The organism is Ancylobacter lacus, assembly GCF_018390635.1.
Classification (GTDB): Bacteria; Pseudomonadota; Alphaproteobacteria; order Rhizobiales; family Xanthobacteraceae; genus Ancylobacter; species Ancylobacter lacus.
The window spans coordinates 45,916-61,251 of the sequence record NZ_JAHBGE010000009.1 but is presented as its reverse complement, the minus strand read 5'-3'; the positions used below and the strand labels follow the sequence as shown (position 1 = coordinate 61,251).

14 protein-coding genes are annotated in these 15,336 nt (G+C 70.0%); 13 read left to right on the top strand and 1 reads right to left on the bottom strand.

The genetic code is table 11. The features are described 5' to 3' along the window. Positions 1-37 precede the first annotated feature (37 nt). Positions 38-1,078 (bottom strand): D-xylose ABC transporter substrate-binding protein, encoded by a 1,041-nt coding sequence (xylF, locus tag KHC27_RS02605; RefSeq protein ID WP_213334679.1) that lies wholly within the window; start codon positions 1,076-1,078, stop codon positions 38-40. Between the two features lie 240 nt (positions 1,079-1,318). On the opposite strand from xylF, the gene KHC27_RS02600 reads away from it, so the two are divergent. The 13 genes from KHC27_RS02600 to dhaM all read left to right on the top strand — a co-directional run bounded on the left by KHC27_RS02600 (position 1,319) and on the right by dhaM (position 15,333). Beyond that, positions 1,319-2,356, top strand: a complete 1,038-nt coding sequence (locus tag KHC27_RS02600) for a LacI family DNA-binding transcriptional regulator (protein ID WP_213334677.1) — start codon at positions 1,319-1,321, stop codon at positions 2,354-2,356. A 94-nt stretch (positions 2,357-2,450) separates the two neighbouring features. Continuing rightward, on the top strand, positions 2,451-3,908 hold the full coding sequence (gene xylB, locus KHC27_RS02595; protein WP_213334675.1) for a xylulokinase: 1,458 nt from the start codon (positions 2,451-2,453) through the stop codon (positions 3,906-3,908). After that, a complete protein-coding gene (xylA, locus tag KHC27_RS02590) occupies positions 3,905-5,227 on the top strand; it encodes a xylose isomerase (RefSeq protein WP_213334672.1) in 1,323 nt (440 codons plus the stop codon). The genes xylB and xylA overlap by 4 nt, the downstream gene beginning before the upstream one ends. 218 nt (positions 5,228-5,445) lie before the next feature. Further along, the gene (locus KHC27_RS02585; RefSeq protein ID WP_213334669.1) at positions 5,446-6,504 is read left to right on the top strand and encodes a sugar phosphate isomerase/epimerase family protein; all 1,059 of its coding nucleotides are present in this window, start codon (positions 5,446-5,448) and stop codon (positions 6,502-6,504) included. A gap of 10 nt (positions 6,505-6,514) precedes the next feature. Beyond that, a complete protein-coding gene (locus KHC27_RS02580; protein ID WP_213334667.1) occupies positions 6,515-7,708 on the top strand; it encodes a Gfo/Idh/MocA family protein in 1,194 nt (397 codons plus the stop codon). A 456-nt stretch (positions 7,709-8,164) separates the two neighbouring features. Continuing rightward, a complete protein-coding gene (locus KHC27_RS02575) occupies positions 8,165-9,475 on the top strand; it encodes an ABC transporter substrate-binding protein (RefSeq protein ID WP_425514853.1) in 1,311 nt (436 codons plus the stop codon). A 410-nt stretch (positions 9,476-9,885) separates the two neighbouring features. After that, entirely contained in the window at positions 9,886-10,848 is a 963-nt protein-coding gene (locus tag KHC27_RS02570; protein WP_213334663.1) for a carbohydrate ABC transporter permease, read from the top strand. 51 nt (positions 10,849-10,899) lie between these two features. Then, the gene (locus KHC27_RS02565; protein ID WP_213334661.1) at positions 10,900-11,853 is read left to right on the top strand and encodes a carbohydrate ABC transporter permease; all 954 of its coding nucleotides are present in this window, start codon (positions 10,900-10,902) and stop codon (positions 11,851-11,853) included. After that, the gene (locus tag KHC27_RS02560; protein WP_213334659.1) at positions 11,850-12,065 is read left to right on the top strand and encodes a hypothetical protein; all 216 of its coding nucleotides are present in this window, start codon (positions 11,850-11,852) and stop codon (positions 12,063-12,065) included. Before KHC27_RS02565 ends, KHC27_RS02560 begins: the two co-directional genes overlap by 4 nt. 4 nt (positions 12,066-12,069) lie before the next feature. After that, positions 12,070-13,206, top strand: coding sequence for an ABC transporter ATP-binding protein (locus KHC27_RS02555; protein ID WP_213334656.1), 1,137 nt, complete (start codon positions 12,070-12,072; stop codon positions 13,204-13,206). Further along, entirely contained in the window at positions 13,199-14,233 is a 1,035-nt protein-coding gene (locus KHC27_RS02550; RefSeq protein WP_213334653.1) for an ABC transporter ATP-binding protein, read from the top strand. The genes KHC27_RS02555 and KHC27_RS02550 overlap by 8 nt, the downstream gene beginning before the upstream one ends. A gap of 16 nt (positions 14,234-14,249) precedes the next feature. After that, positions 14,250-14,912, top strand: coding sequence for a dihydroxyacetone kinase subunit DhaL (gene dhaL / locus KHC27_RS02545; protein WP_213334650.1), 663 nt, complete (start codon positions 14,250-14,252; stop codon positions 14,910-14,912). 25 nt (positions 14,913-14,937) lie between these two features. Continuing rightward, positions 14,938-15,333 carry a dihydroxyacetone kinase phosphoryl donor subunit DhaM gene (gene dhaM, locus KHC27_RS02540; RefSeq protein ID WP_213334647.1) on the top strand — a complete coding sequence of 132 codons (396 nt, stop codon included), beginning with the start codon at positions 14,938-14,940 and terminating at the stop codon, positions 15,331-15,333. Positions 15,334-15,336: the final 3 nt, after the last annotated feature.

Sequence of the window (15,336 nt, the reverse complement as noted above, 5' to 3'; positions counted from 1 at the left end):
ACGGCTGTCGTGGCGTCGTCTCGTTCGGGGTCGTCGATCAGTCGCAGGCCTTGACCTTGCCGGCCGGCACGCCCTGGCAGACGGTGGCCTTCGGCACCCAACCGGCCTCGATGATCACGTTCAGGTTGTCCTTGGTGATCGGGATCGGCTTCAGGAAGGTCGAGTTCATCGCCACGCCCTTCGGGCCGCCCTTGAAGGTCGTGGTGCCGGGCACCTGGTTGGCCGCCGTGCCCTTGGCCAGCGCAAGCGCGATCTCCGCTGCCTTGGCGCCGAGTTCGCGGGAATCCTTCCACACCGACACCGTCTGGGTGCCGAGGGCGATGCGGTTCAGCGCGGCAAAGTCGGCGTCCTGGCCCGACACCGGCACAGTGCCGGCGAGGCCCTGTGCACCCAGCGCCGCGATCGCGCCGCCAGCGGTGCCGTCATTGGAGGCGACGACCGCGTCCACCTTGTTGTTGTTCGCGGTGAGGAACTGCTCGGTGTTCTTCTGCGCGTTGGCCGGCAGCCAGCCATCGGTGTAGGCCTCGCCGACATTCTTGATCGTGCCCTTGTCGATCAGCGGCTTCAGCACTTCCATCTGCCCGGAGAACAGGAAGTCGGCATTGGGGTCGGCAGAGGAGCCCTTGATGAAGATGTAGTTGCCCTTGGGGGCGACCTTCAGCACCTCGGATGCCTGCATCCGGCCGACTTCCTTGTTGTCGAACGTGATGTAGTAGGCGTAGGGCACCTCGATGAGGCGGTCATAGCCGACGACCGGAATGCCCTCGGCTTCGGCCTTGGCGATCGCCGGGCCGATGGCGTCGGAGTCCTGCGCCAGGATGATCAGGGCATTGGCGCCCTGGGAGATCAGCGCCTCGACGTCGGAGAGCTGCTTGGCGGCCGAGGACTGGGCGTCCGCCGAGATGTATTTCGCGCCGGCGGCGGCCAGCGCCTTCTTGATCGCGGCTTCGTCGGTCTTCCAGCGTTCTTCCTGGAAGTTCGACCAGCTCACCCCCACGACGGTATCCGCGGCGCGGGCGGCCGAAAGGCTGAGCACCGTCGCCAGAGCGGCGAGCGAGAGCGTGATGGTATTCCTCATGCGTTCCTCCCAAAAATCATGGATCTCGTGCGGGCCGCGCCGTCCCGGCCGGCACGGCCTTCTGTTTTTGCGACGCCATCAGGCGTCGGGACTGCCCGCCGGAATGCTGGACATCGTCGGCAGGGCCTCGATCGGTGGTCAGACTAGCGTTCTTCCCGTGTGACGGCTCTCAACCCTTCGTCGCAAGCCACGCACCACGGATGAGTTGCGTCCCTCAGATTTTGAGGGCAACATCTCGCCATGTCCAGACCTCTTTCGCGCATCACCCTGCAGGACGTGGCCCGCGAGGCCGGCGTGTCGCTCGCGACCGCCGATCGCGTGCTCAATGGGCGGGCGGGGGTGCGGGGGCAGACGGTGGAGCGGGTGCAGGCGGCCATCGCCAAGCTCGGATACCGGCCGAATCTCGCCGCGGCGCGGCTCGCGCGGGGGGAGACGTTCCGGTTCTGCTTCGTGCTGCCGGCGGGGTCCAACGTGTTCATGCGCCAGCTCGCCGAGCAGGTCGACAACACCGCCGACTGGCTCGCCGCCCAGCACGCCTTCATCGACACCCTCCGGGTCGACGTCTTCGCCCCTGAGCAGCTCGCCGCGGTGCTGGAGGGGCTGGCGGGGCGCTATGACGGCGTCGCCGTGGTCGCGCTCGACCATCCCCGCGTCCGCGCCGCGATCGACGACCTCGTCGCGGCCGGGGTCGAGGTGGTGACGCTGGTCTCCGACGTGCCGAGCTCGCAGCGCTGCCACTATGTCGGCATCGACAACATCGCCGCCGGCCGCACCGCGGCCACGCTGCTCGGCCGCTTCACCGCCGGCCGTCGCGGCTCGGTGGGGCTGATCCTCGGCACCGCGGCGCTGCGCGACCATGCCGAGCGGCAGTTCGGCTTCAACCAGGTGATCGGCGGCGAATACCCCGCCCTCAGGATCGCCGCGCTCGGCGAGAGCCGCGACGAGGAGGACCGCGCCGAGGCGGTGGCGGCCCGCCTGCTGCGCGAGGTGCCCGACCTGCTCGGCATCTACAATGTCGGCGCCGGCAATCGCGGCGTCGCCGCGGCGATCGAGGCGGCCAGCCGCACCCGCGACCTCGTCTTCATCGGCCACGACCTGACCGACGACACCCGCCGCGCCCTGCTGCGCGGGGTGATGGACGCGGTGATCAACCAGGATGCCGGTCACCAGTCGCGTTCCGCCGCCCGCGTGCTGCTGGCGCGCTGTTCGCGCGAGCCGCTGATGCTGGAGCAGGAGCGTATCCGCATCGACATCTTCGTGCGGGACAATCTGCCGTGACGTCCCGCCCGGCCCTTTCCATCCGTCTCCCCGCCGGCGCGTTGCCGGCGGGGGCGCCTTTCCGTCCCGTCGCATGCCCGCTGGAGGCTTGAACATGTATCTCGGCATCGATCTCGGCACCTCCGCCATCAAGGCGGTGCTGGTCGATGAGGACCAGCGCGTCCTCGCCAGTGCGGAAACCCCGCTCGGCATTTCCCGCCCGCAGCCCGGCTTCAGCGAACAGAGCCCGGAGGAGTGGTGGCAGGCCACGCTCGCCAGCATCGACGCGCTGAAGGCCGAGCGCCCGGCCGAGCTTTCCGCCGTCCGTGGCATCGCCCTCTCCGGCCAGATGCACGGCGCCGTGCTGCTGGACCGCGACGGCGCCGTGCTGCGCCCCGCCATCCTGTGGAACGACGGCCGCTCCGGCGCCGAGTGCCGCGAGATGGAGGAGGCCTGGCCCGACCTGCCGGCCGTGACCGGCAACCGCGCCATGCCCGGCTTCACCGCGCCCAAGCTGCTGTGGGTGAGGAAGCACGAGCCGGAGATCTTCGCCCGCACCACCAAGGTGCTGCTGCCCAAGGCCTATGTCGGCTACCGCCTGACCGGCGAGATGGTGGAGGAGATGTCCGACGCCGCCGGCACGCTGTGGCTCGACACCGGCGCGCGGGACTGGTCGGACGCGGCGCTGGCCGCGACCTTCATGGACCGCAGCCACATGCCCCGGCTGATCGAGGGCAACGCCGCCGCCGCCGCCCTGAAGCCGGAACTCGCCGCCCGCTGGGGCATGACCCGGTCGCCGATCCTGGCCGGCGGTGCCGGCGACAACGCGGCCGGGGCGATCGGCCTCGGCGCCATCCGCGACGGCGCGGCCTTCGTCTCGCTGGGCACCTCCGGGGTGCTGTGGGCCACCACGGCCCGCTTCGCGCCGAACCCGGCGAGCGGCGTCCACGCCTTCTGCCACGCTATTCCCGCGACCTGGCACCAGATGGGCGTCATCCTCTCCGCCGCCTCCGCCTTCGGCTGGTGGTCGAAGGTGGCGGGCGAGGCGCCGGGCGACCTCGAGGCCCGGCTGGGGCCGGCCCCGGCCGCCCCGGCGCCGGTGTTGTTCCTGCCCTATCTGTCGGGCGAGCGGACCCCGCACAACGACCCCGCCGCCCGTGGCGCCTTCATCGGGCTCGACCACGACACCTCGCGCGAGACGCTGACCCAGGCGGTGATGGAGGGCGTCGCCTTCGCCTTCCGCGACTGCCTGGAGGCGCTGCGCGCCGCCGGCACCCGGATCGAGACCGCCGACATCATCGGCGGCGGCTCGCGCTCGCGGTTCTGGACCGCGGTCACCGCGAACGTGCTGGGCCTGCCGATCCACCGGGTCGCCGATGGCGAGCGGGGCGGGGCCTTCGGTGCCGCCCGGCTCGCCCGCATGGCGGTGACGGGGGAGGCGCCCGAGGCGATCTGCACCCCGCCCCAGCGCCTCGAGACCATCGCGCCCGACGCGGCGCTTTCATCCGCCTATGCCGAGCGTTACGCCCGCTACCGCGCGCTGTACCCGGCCCTCAAGGGAGTGACCTCATGACCGGCTCCACCGGGTTCTTCGCGCAGACCGAGCCGCTGCGCTTCGCGGGAACGGAGTCCCGCGACCCCTTCGCCTTCCGCTGGTACGACAAGGACCGCGTCGTGCTGGGCAAGCGGATGGAGGACCATCTGCGCTTCGCCGTGGCCTACTGGCACAGCTTCACCTGGCCGGGCGGCGACCCCTTCGGCGGCGAGACCTTCCTGCGGCCGTGGATGCATGGCGACGACGAGCTGGCGCTGGCGCGGGCGAAGGCGGATGTCGCCTTCGAGCTGTTCCGCATCCTCGACGTGCCGTTCTTCGCCTTCCATGACCGCGACATCGCCCCGGAAGGCCGCAGCCTGAAGGAATCCAACGCCAATGTGCGGGCGATCGCCGACATCTTCGCCAGGAAGATGGAGACGGAGAAGGTGCGGCTGCTCTGGGGCACCGCCAACCTCTTCTCCAACCGCCGCTTCATGAGCGGCGCGGCCACCAATCCCGACCCCGACGTGTTCGCCTATTCCGCCGCGCAGGTGAAGAACGTGATGGAGGTGACCCACGAGCTGGGCGGCCAGAACTATGTGCTGTGGGGCGGCCGCGAGGGCTACGAGACCCTGCTGAACACCGACCTGAAGCGGGAGCTGGACCAGATGGGCCGCTTCCTCAACATGGTGGTGGAGCACAAGTACAAGATCGGCTTCAAGGGCACGATCCTCATCGAGCCGAAGCCGCAGGAGCCGACCAAGCACCAGTACGACTTCGATGTCGGCACGGTCTACGGCCTGCTGTGCCGGGCCGGGCTGGAAAAGGAAGTGAAGCTGAACCTCGAGGCCAACCACGCCACGCTGGCGGGCCACAGCTTCGAGCACGAGATCGCCATGGCCGCGGCGCTCGGCGTGTTCGGCTCCATCGACATCAACAAGGGCGACGCGCAGTCCGGCTGGGACACCGACCAGTTCCCGACCAATGTCGAGGACACCGCGCTCGCGATGTACGAGATCCTGAAGGCGGGCGGCTTCACCACCGGCGGCCTCAACTTCGACGCCAAGGTGCGCCGCCAGTCGATCGACCCGGAGGACCTCGTCCTCGCCCATGCCGGGGCCATGGATGTGTGCGCCCGCGCCCTGCTGATGGCGGCGAAGATGGTGGAGGACGGCGCGCTGAAGCAGGCCGTCGAGGACCGCTATGCCGGCTGGAACAGCGCCGAGGGCAAGGCGATGCTCCATGGCGAGCGTTCACTGGAGGATATCGCCGCCCGGGTGGAGGCGGAGAATCTCGATCCGCAGCCGCGCTCCGGCCGGCAGGAACGGCTCGAGAACCTGTTCACGAGCTATTTCTGAGCCCGTTTCACGCGGCGCCTTCCCCCGAAGGCGCCGCGTGTTCTTCCGGCCCCGCCCCTCCCGCAGGGCGGGGCCGGAAGCCCGCTCTCTCCCGCAGGGGAGCTTTGCCGGTTCGCCTCACGGGGCGACCCGGCGTCCGACGAGACCACGGCGCCAAGAGTCAAAGGCTCAGCCACAGGCCGCAGCGCGCCACGAGGAAACGCCAAGGAGACGACGCGATGGCTGCCACCGTAAAGGGGCCGGCGATCTTTCTCGCCCAGTTCGCGGGCGATACGCCGCCTTTCAATTCCTGGGATTCCATCTGCGGCTGGGCCGCCGGGCTCGGCTATGAGGGGGTGCAGATCCCCTCCTGGGACGCGCGCCTGTTCGACCTCGAAAAGGCCGCGGAGTCGAAAACCTATTGCGACGAGATCGCCGGGGTGGCCGCCGGCCACGGGCTGGCCATCACCGAGCTGTCGACCCACCTGCAGGGCCAGCTCGTGGCGGTGCACCCCGCCTTCGACGAGGCGTTCGACGCCTTCGCCCCGGCCCGGCTGCACGGCAAGCCCAAGGCCCGGCAGGAATGGGCGGTGGAGCAGATGCGCCACGCGGCCCGCGCCTCCGCCCATCTCGGGCTCACCGGGCACGTCTCCTTTCCCGGCGCGCTGGCCTGGCCCTTCGCCTATCCCTGGCCGCAGCGCCCGGCGGGGCTGATCGAGACCGCGTTTGCCGAGCTCGGCCGGCGCTGGCGCCCGATCCTCGACGCCTTCGACGCGGCGGGGGTGGATGTCGGCTTCGAGATTCACCCGGGCGAGGATGTGTTCGACGGCACCACCTTCGAGATGTTCCTCGACGCGGTGGGCGGGCATCCCCGCTGCGGCATCAACTACGATCCCTCGCATTTCGTGCTGCAGCAGCTCGATTATCTCGCCTTCATCGACATTTACCACGAGCGGATCACCGCCTTCCACGTGAAGGACGCCGAGTTCAACCCGACCGGGCGGCAGGGGGTCTATTCCGGCTACGCGCCATGGGTCGACCGCGCCGGGCGGTTCCGCTCGCTGGGCGACGGGCAGGTCGATTTCGGCGCGATCTTCTCGAAAATGGCGCAGTACGGCTATGACCGCTGGGCGGTGCTGGAATGGGAATGCTGCCTGAAGCACCCGGAGGACGGCGCCCGCGAGGGGGCGGAATTCATCCGCGCCCACCTCATCCGCGTCACCGAAAAGGCGTTCGACGATTTCGCCGGCGGCGCGGTCGACCAGGGCAAGGTCGACCGCCTGCTCGGGCTGGCGTGAGGAGGCGGACATGGCGATCGAGGCACAGGGCCAGGCACAGGGCGACGGCGGGCTCGCGGGGCGCCGCATAAGGCTCGGCATGGTGGGCGGCGGGGAGGGCGCCTTCATCGGCGCGGTCCACCGCATCGCGGCGCGGCTCGACGACCAGTTCGAGCTGGTCGCCGGGGCGCTGTCGGCGGAGCCGGAGAAGGCCCGCCGTTCCGGCGCGGCGCTCGGGCTCGACCCGGCGCGGGTCTATGACGACTTCGCCGCCATGGCGGCGGCGGAGGCGGCGCGGGCCGACGGCATCGAGGCGGTGGCCATCGTCACCCCCAACCATCTCCACGCCCCGGCGGCGCGGGCCTTCCTCGCCGCCGGCATCGACGTGATCTGCGACAAGCCGCTCACCACCACGCTGGAGGAGGCCAAGGCCCTGGCGGCGCTGGCGGAATCGAGCGGGGTGGTGTTCGCGCTGACGCACAACTACACCGGCTACCCCCTGATCCGGCAGGCCCGCGCCCTGGTGGCGGCGGGGGAGATCGGCACGGTGCGGGTGGTGCAGGTCGAATACGCCCAGGACTGGCTCACCGAGCGGCTGGAGGACACCGGCCACAAGCAGGCGGGCTGGCGGGTCGATCCGGCGCGGGCGGGGGCGGGCGGCTGCATCGGCGACATCGGCACCCATGCCTACAACCTCGCCGGCTTCGTCACCGGCCTGCCGGTGCGCGAGCTGCTGGCCGAGCTCGACACCTTCGTGGAGGGCCGCCGGCTCGACGACAATGTGCAGGTGCTGCTGCGCTATGCCAATGGCGCGAAAGGCTTTCTCTGGGCGAGCCAGGTGGCGCCGGGCAACGAGAACGGCCTTGCCCTGCGGGTCTATGGCGACAAGGGCGGCCTCGAATGGCGGCAGGAGGAGCCGAACCGGCTGCTGTTCTCGCCCTTCGGCCAGCCGACCCGCATCCTCACCCGCGCCGGTGCCGGGGCCGGCCCGGAGGCGGGCCGGGTGAGCCGCACCCCGGCCGGGCACCCGGAGGGCTATCTGGAAGGCTTCGCCAATATCTATGCCGAGGCGGCGCGGGCGATCCGGGCCCGGCGGGCGGGGCTGCCGCCCGATCCCGCCGTCACCTTTCCCGGCATCGCCGAGGGGGTGGCCGGGCTCGCCTTCATCGAGGCGGCGGTGGCGTCCTCCCGCGCCGGCGGGGTGTGGACCGCGCTGCCGGCGTGAGCCGCAGCCACGGTGCGGTCAGTGCGGTGAGGTGGACGATGAGGCCGATCTCGTGCCGCCGTGGCGGGTGAGGCCGACCCGTCGCCCCCCCGCCATCCCCACCCGCCGCCGCGCCTTACGAAGCGTGAGGGGGCGGCAGCGGGGGGCCTTCGCGGCGGGGCCGAACCGTGCTAGATTTTGATGTGCGTACCTCAGTTCGCGCCTGAAAAGTTTATCTTGCCGTGTTTAGTAAAACGCGTTCTACTAAACAAATCCCGCATGACCGGCCCACTCAGAAACGCCGGCGTCGGGGAGGAAACGTAAACCAGCGTCCATGACCGTGCCGCGCCCCGGCCGCTTCACAGCGCCAACTGGGCCGGACCTGCCCTTCGGCGTGCCAGCTTGCGCTGGACCGATGGCGCACGCGTGCGCGGTCGTCGACGGCCAATGCGAGGAGGACTTCCCATGAGGAAGCTGATGGCGGCCGCCTGCGTGCTCGCCGGTCTTGTCGCGGCGCCGCTGGCGCCGGCCCATGCCCAAGGAAAACCGCTGACGCTGTGCTGGGCCGCCTGGGACCCCGCCAATGCGCTGGTGGAGCTGTCCAAGGACTTCACCGCGAAGTCCGGCATCCCGATGAAGTTCGAGTTCGTGCCGTGGACCAGCTTCGCCGACCGCTTCCTCAACGAGCTCAACTCCAAGGGCAAGCTCTGCGACCTGCTGATCGGCGACAGCCAGTGGCTGGGCGGCTCCGCCGAGAACGGCCATTACGTCAAGCTGAACGACTTCTTCGAGAAGGAGGGCATCCAGATGTCCTCCTTCCTGCCGGCGGCGGTGGAGGGCTATTCCACCTGGCCGAAGGGCTCCACCAATTACTGGGCGCTGCCCGCCATGGGCGACGCGCTGGGCTGGACCTACCGCAAGGACTGGTTCGCCCGGCCGGAGATCCAGCAGGCGTTCAAGGCCAAATACGGCCGCGACCTCGCCCCGCCCAAGACCTGGGATGAGCTGAAGCAGGTCGCCGAATTCTTCCAGGGCCGCGAGGTCGACGGCAAGAAGGTGTACGGCGCCGCCATCTTCACCGAGCGCGGCTCGGAAGGCATCACCATGGGCGCCACCGCGGCGCTCTACCCCTACGGCTTCGAGTACCAGAACCCGAAGAAGCCCTACGACATGGAGGGCTACGTCAATTCGCCCGACGCGGTGAAGGGGCTGGAGGCCTACAAGGCGCTGTTCAAGTGCTGCACCCCGCCCGGCTACACCGACGCCTACATGCAGGAGAACCTCGACGCGTTCAAATCCGGCCAGGTGGCCATGATGATGAACTGGTTCGCCTTCTTCCCCGGCCTCTACAAGGACGAGAAGGTGGGCGGCGACCGCATCGGCTTCTTCGTCAACCCGAAGGAGAACGTGGCGGCCTCCCCGCTGGGCGGGCAGGGCATCTCGGTGGTGGCCTATTCCGACAACAAGGACGCCGCGCTGCAGTACATCAAGTGGTTCGCGCAGGGCGACGTGCAGGCCAAGTGGTGGCAGCTCGGCGGCTATAGCTGCGCCAAGTCGGTGCTGGAGGCGCCGGACTTCGCCAAATCCGCGCCCTTCGCGGCGGATTTCCTCGTCGCCATGGGTCAGGTGAAGGACTTCTGGCAGGAGCCCTCCTATGCCGAGCTGCTGCAGGCGATGCAGAAGCGGCTCCACGACTATGTCGTCGCCGACAAGGGCACGGCGAAGGAAGCGCTGGACCTGCTGATCAAGGACTGGACCAAGACCTTCAAGGAAGACGGCCGCATCTGAGGCCCGGCGGGCGGCGGCCGGTGGAACCGCGCCGCTGTCCCCCGTCCACACTCCCGGCGTGCCGCCCGAGGCGCGCCCGGCGAGGTGCGCCAGCACGCGGCGCGCCCGCCTTCCGCTCGCCGGCCGGGCACCGCCCGGCGGCTTCGGCGGCGCCGCCCCCTCCCGGCGCCGCCGAATTCTCCCCAGGCCCGGCGCCAGACCACGCACCGGGCGACGCGCCGGTGCCGGGCGGGTCCGCCCGCCGTGCCGGGGTTTCCCGGCGTCCGGCCCTGCGGTGCCGCTTGAGCCGGCCGGGGGGAGGGGCCGTGGAACACCCATGGCCGGCCCCAATGGCCGGCCCCATGGCCGCGCTCTCGGAACGCCCGCCGGAACCTCACCCCGCACGGTGAACAGGTCAGTTGGAAAAGCCCATGACGGAAAGCTCGACGGTGAACCACCTCGTCCACCACGCCGCCCAGTCGACCCCCGAGCCGGTGGCGCGGCGGGTGCGCGGCCTCTCGGACCGCGCCATTGCGTGGCTGTTCATCGCGCCCACCATCCTGCTGCTGCTGGCGATCAACATCTTCCCGCTGATCTGGACCATCCAGCTTTCCTTCACCAATTACCGCGCCAACCGGCCGAACGCGGCGGTGTCGAATGTCGGCCTCGACCATTACGCCAGCATCCTCTCCGACCCGGATGTGTGGCACTCCATGCAGGTGACCGCGCATTTCGTGCTCTGGACCATCGTGATCCAGACCGCGCTGGGCTTCGCGCTGGCCTATCTGATCGACCGCAAGTTCCGCGGCCACGGCTTCTGGACCACGGTGATCCTGCTGCCGATGATGCTCTCGCCCGCGGTGGTGGGGAATTTCTGGAAGTTCCTCTACCAGCCGCAGATCGGGCTGTTCAACTACATCGTCGGCTTCCTCTCCGGCACCGATCCCTCCTCCTTCCAGATGATCGGCGACATCCGGCTCGCGCCCTGCTCGATCATCATCGTCGATAGCTGGATGTGGACGCCCTATGTGATGCTCATCTGCCTCGCCGGGCTGCGCTCCATCCCCGATTACATCTACGAGGCGGCGGAAGTCGACCGCGCCTCCGCCTTCCGGCAGTTCTGGTCCATCACCCTGCCGATGGCGATGCCCTTCATCATGCTGGCGGTGCTGTTCCGCGGCATCGAGAACTTCAAGATGTTCGACATGGTGAACCTGCTCACCTCGGGCGGGCCGGGCTCCACCACCGAGGTCGCCTCGATCACGCTGAAGCGCGAGGCGTTCGAGAAATGGCGCACGGGCTATTCCTCCGCCTTCGCCATCATCCTGTTCGTCACCGTGTTCGGCCTCGCCAACATCTATGTGAAGGCGCTCAACCGGGTGAAGAGCCGATGACCCGCCCGCTGCCGCGTCGCCTCCCGTCCACCCCCAGCGAAGGGTGCTGACATGCCCGGCCTGTCCACCGCCCATTCCGTCGTCGAGCCCTCCGCCCTGTCGAAGCGGATCGCGCAGGGCATCGTCATCCTCTACGCGCTGCTGACGATGATCCCGCTGGCGTGGATCCTGCTCACCGGCTTCAAGACCCCGCCGGACTCGATCTCCTACCCGCCCAAGCTGGTGTTCCAGCCCTCGCTGGAAGGCTACTGCAACCTCTTCACCACCCGCTCGCGGCAGACGCCGGAATACATCGCCGGCCTGCCCCCGGCGGAAGGGATGTGCGACGAGATCGCCCGCAGCCGCAACATGGTGGTGGCCGGGCCCTCCAAATTCGTGCCGCGCTTCGTCAATTCGCTGGTCATCGCCTTCACCTCGACCCTGCTGGCGGTGGGGCTCGGCACGCTGGCGGCCTATGGCTTCTCGCGCTTCAGGGTGCCGCTGGCCGACGACCTGCTGTTCTTCATCCTCTCCACCCGGATGATGCCGCCCATCGCGGTCGCGATCCCGATCTACCTCATGTACCGCGAGCTCGGCCTGTCCGACACCAAGCTCGGCATGATCCTGCTCTACACCGCGGTCAACGTGTCGCTCGCCGTGTGGCTGCTGAAGGGCTTCATCGACGAGATTCCCCGCGAATACGAGGAAGCCGCGATGATCGACGGCTACACCCGGCTGCAGGCCTTCCGAAAGGTCGTGCTGCCGCAGGCCGCCACCGGCATCGCCGCCACCGCGATCTTCTGCCTGATCTTCGCCTGGAACGAATACGCCTTCGCGGTGCTGCTCACCTCCGGCGAGGCGCAGACCACGCCGCCCTTCATTCCCTTCATCATCGGCGAGGGCGGGCAGGACTGGCCCGCCGTGGCGGCGGCGACCACGCTGTTCGTCATCCCGATCTTCGTGTTCACCATCCTGCTCAGGAAGCATCTCCTGCGCGGCATCACCTTCGGCGCGGTGCGCAAATGAGTTCCCTCGACGAACCCCGTCCCGTCCCTCCCGCCGCCCGGCCCTTCCGCCTGTTCCGGCGCGGGCCCTGGGAGAACCTCGCCACGCTGGTGATCGCCTGCGGCGTGGTGATGCTGATGCAGCCCTTCTCGATCGCGCTCTATGGCTGGTCGTTCATCACCACGCTGGCGGGGACGGTGATGTTCATCGTCGTCTCCAAGTTCCCGGAGTGAGGCGATGGCCGAGATCCGGGTGCGCAACCTCCACAAGGCCTTCGCCGATTTCGTCGCGGTGCGCGATTCCAGCTTCACCGTGCGCGACGGCGAGTTCTTCTGCCTGCTCGGCCCCTCCGGCTGCGGCAAGACCACCACGCTGCGGATGATCGCCGGGCTGGAGCTGCCGACCTCCGGCACCATCGAGCTTGCCGGCCGCGACGTGACCTTCAACCGCGCCGGCGAGCGCGACATCGCCTTCGTGTTCCAGCTTTTCGCGCTCTACCCCCACATGAATGTGCGCGAGAACATCGGCTTCCCGCTGAAATGCATGGGCATGAAGCGCGCCGGGATCGCGACCCGGGTGGAGGAGGCGGCGCGCATCCTGCGCATCTCCCACCTGCTGGACAGCCGGGTCTCGGGCCTCTCGGGCGGCGACCGCCAGCGCATCGCGCTCGGCCGGGCGATCGTGCGCGAGCCCGCCGCCTTCATGATGGACGAGCCGCTCGGCGCGCTCGACGCCGAGTTCCGCCACCTCATGTGCGGCGAGCTGCGCGGGCTGCACGACCGGCTGAAGGCGACCACGGTCTACGTCACCCACGACCAGATGGAGGCGATGGCGATGGCCGACACCATCGCGGTGATGAATCGCGGCATCATCGAGCAGTACGCCACCCCGCAGGAGATCTACGACCGCCCCGCCAGCCTGTTCGTCGCCGACTTCATCGGCTCGCCGCCGATGAACCTGCTGAGCTTCACCGGCGCGCTGGCGCCGGGGGCGCGCGCGGTGCGGCTCGACGGCGCCGCGGTCGGCGTGCCGGAGCTGCGCGAGGGGGTGGAGGAGCGCCCGCTGGTGCTGGGGGTGCGGCCGGAGCATGTGCGCTTCGCCGAGGCCGGGGCGCTGCGCGGCGAGGTCTACGGCACCGAATATCTCGGCACCACCCAGATCGTGACGCTGAAGACCCCCGCCGGACCGCTGAAGGCCCGGGTTCCCTCCACCGTCGCGGTGAAGCCGGGCGAGCGGATCGGGCTCGATTTCCGCGCCGACCGGCTGTCGCTGTTCGACGCGGCGAGCGGGCGGGCGCTGCGCACCGCGCTGCACGACCCCGCCCCCCGGCACGCCGCATCCCACCAGGTCCGCAGGGGAGGCTCGCATGGCTGAGGTCCGGCTCGACGCCGTCAGCAAGCATTTCGGCACCGGCGAGGCGGCGGTCACCGCCATCGCCGAGATGAGCCTCACCATCGGCGATGGCGAGCTGGTCATCCTGCTCGGCCCCACCGGGGCGGGGAAGACCACCACGCTGCGCCTCATCGCCGGGCTGGAGAAGCCCGACGCCGGCCGCGTGAGCATCGGCGGGCGCGACGTCACCGGGGTGAACCCGGCGGAGCGCGACGTCGCCTTCGTGTTCCAGCAATATTCGCTCTACCCGCATCTGTCGGTCTACGACAACCTCGCCTTTCCCCTGCGCTCGCCGGCGCGGCGGGTGCCGGAGGCGGAGATCCGCCGCAAGGTGGGCGAGGTCGCCCGGCTGCTGCGGATCGAGGACAAGCTGAACAACCGCGCCACCCACCTCTCGGGCGGGCAGATGCAGCGCGTCGCCATCGGCCGGGCGCTGGTGCGGCGGCCGGCCATCTACCTCATGGACGAGCCGCTCTCCTCGCTGGACGCCAAGCTGCGCTCCGACCTCCGGCTGGAGCTGAAGCGCATCCAGCAGGAGCTGGGCGCCACCATCCTCTACGTCACCCACGACCAGATCGAGGCGATGACGATGGGCAGCCGCATCGGTGTCATCGATCGCGGCCGGCTGGTGCAGGTCGGCACCCCGCGGGAGATCTACGAGAACCCGGTGGACCTGCACGTCGCCCAGCGGCTCGGCCAGCCCGGCATCAATCTGGTGCCGCGCGCGCTGCTGCCGGAGGTGCCGGCCCCGCCCGGCGCCCACACCATCGGCGCCCGCACCGAGCATGTGCGGATCGCCCGGGCCGGCCATGCCGACGGGGTGGGCCTCGTGCGGTGGATCGAGCGGCTGGGCGACCAGAACCACCTTCACGTCACCCTGCGCGGCCAGGACCTCGTGACCCTCGGCGAGCCGGATTCCGACCTTTCGGTCGGCGACCGGGTCGGGGTGGAGTTCCTGCGCCCGCTCTATTTCGACGCCGCCGGCCGCCGCATCGCGGCCGGGGCCTGATTCCGGGACATCTCCGATGGACGCAGAACAGAAGAAGACCCTCATCCAGGCCCTCGCCGGCACCGTGATCGCCCATGCCGAGGAGCTGACCGCGCTCGACCAGGCCATTGGCGACGGCGACCACGGCCTCAACATGAAGCGCGGCTTCGAGGCGGTGCTCGCCGAGGCCGACGCCCTGGCGCAGAAGCCGCTGCCGGACGCGCTGAAGGCGGTCGGCACCCAGCTCGTGATGAAGGTGGGCGGCGCCTCCGGCCCGCTCTACGGCACCTTCTTCATGGCGCTCGGCAAGGAGGTGAACGACGCACCGACCCTGGCGGAGCTCAGCCGGGCGCTGGCGGCGGCGCTGGCCGCCACCCGGGCGCGCGGCAAGTCCGAACCGGGGCAGAAGACCCTGCTCGACGTGCTGACCCCGGTGCTGGCCGAACTGGAGGCCGGCATCGCCGAGGGCGCCGCCGATCTGCCGGCCCGGCTGAAGGCCCGCGCCGCGGCCGCGGCGGAGGCCACCGTGCCGATGCGCGCGGTGCGCGGACGCGCCTCCTTCCTCGGCGACCGCTCCATCGGCCATATGGACCCGGGCGCGCGGTCCTCCGCGCTGATGATCGCCGCGCTCTGCGACGCGCTGGCCGCTGCGGCACCGGCCGAGCCGGTTCGCCCGGCGGCGGTCGCGGTCGGCGCGTGAGGCGGGAAGCGGTGGAGTGGACGCGATGACAGCGGGAAATGTGGGCATCGTCATCGTCTCGCATTCGCCCAAGGTGGCCGAGGGCGCGGCGGACATGGTGCGGCAGATGGTGGGGGCGGCGGTGCCGCTGGCCTGGGCCGGCGGCAATGCCGAGGGTGGGCTCGGCACGGACGTTGCTGCGATCATGGCGGCCATCGACGCGGCGTGGTCGGAAGCCGGGGTGGCCGTGCTGGTCGACCTCGGCGGGGCCGAGACCAACAGCGAGATGGCGGTGGAGATGATGGAGGAGGGCCGCCGCGACCGGATCGTGGTCTGCAACGCCCCCATCGTCGAGGGCGCGGTGATCGCGGCGACCGAGGCGTCGGGCGGTTCCCCGCTCGATGTGGTGAGGCGGACGGCGGAAGAACTCTCGCCGGTGTGACAG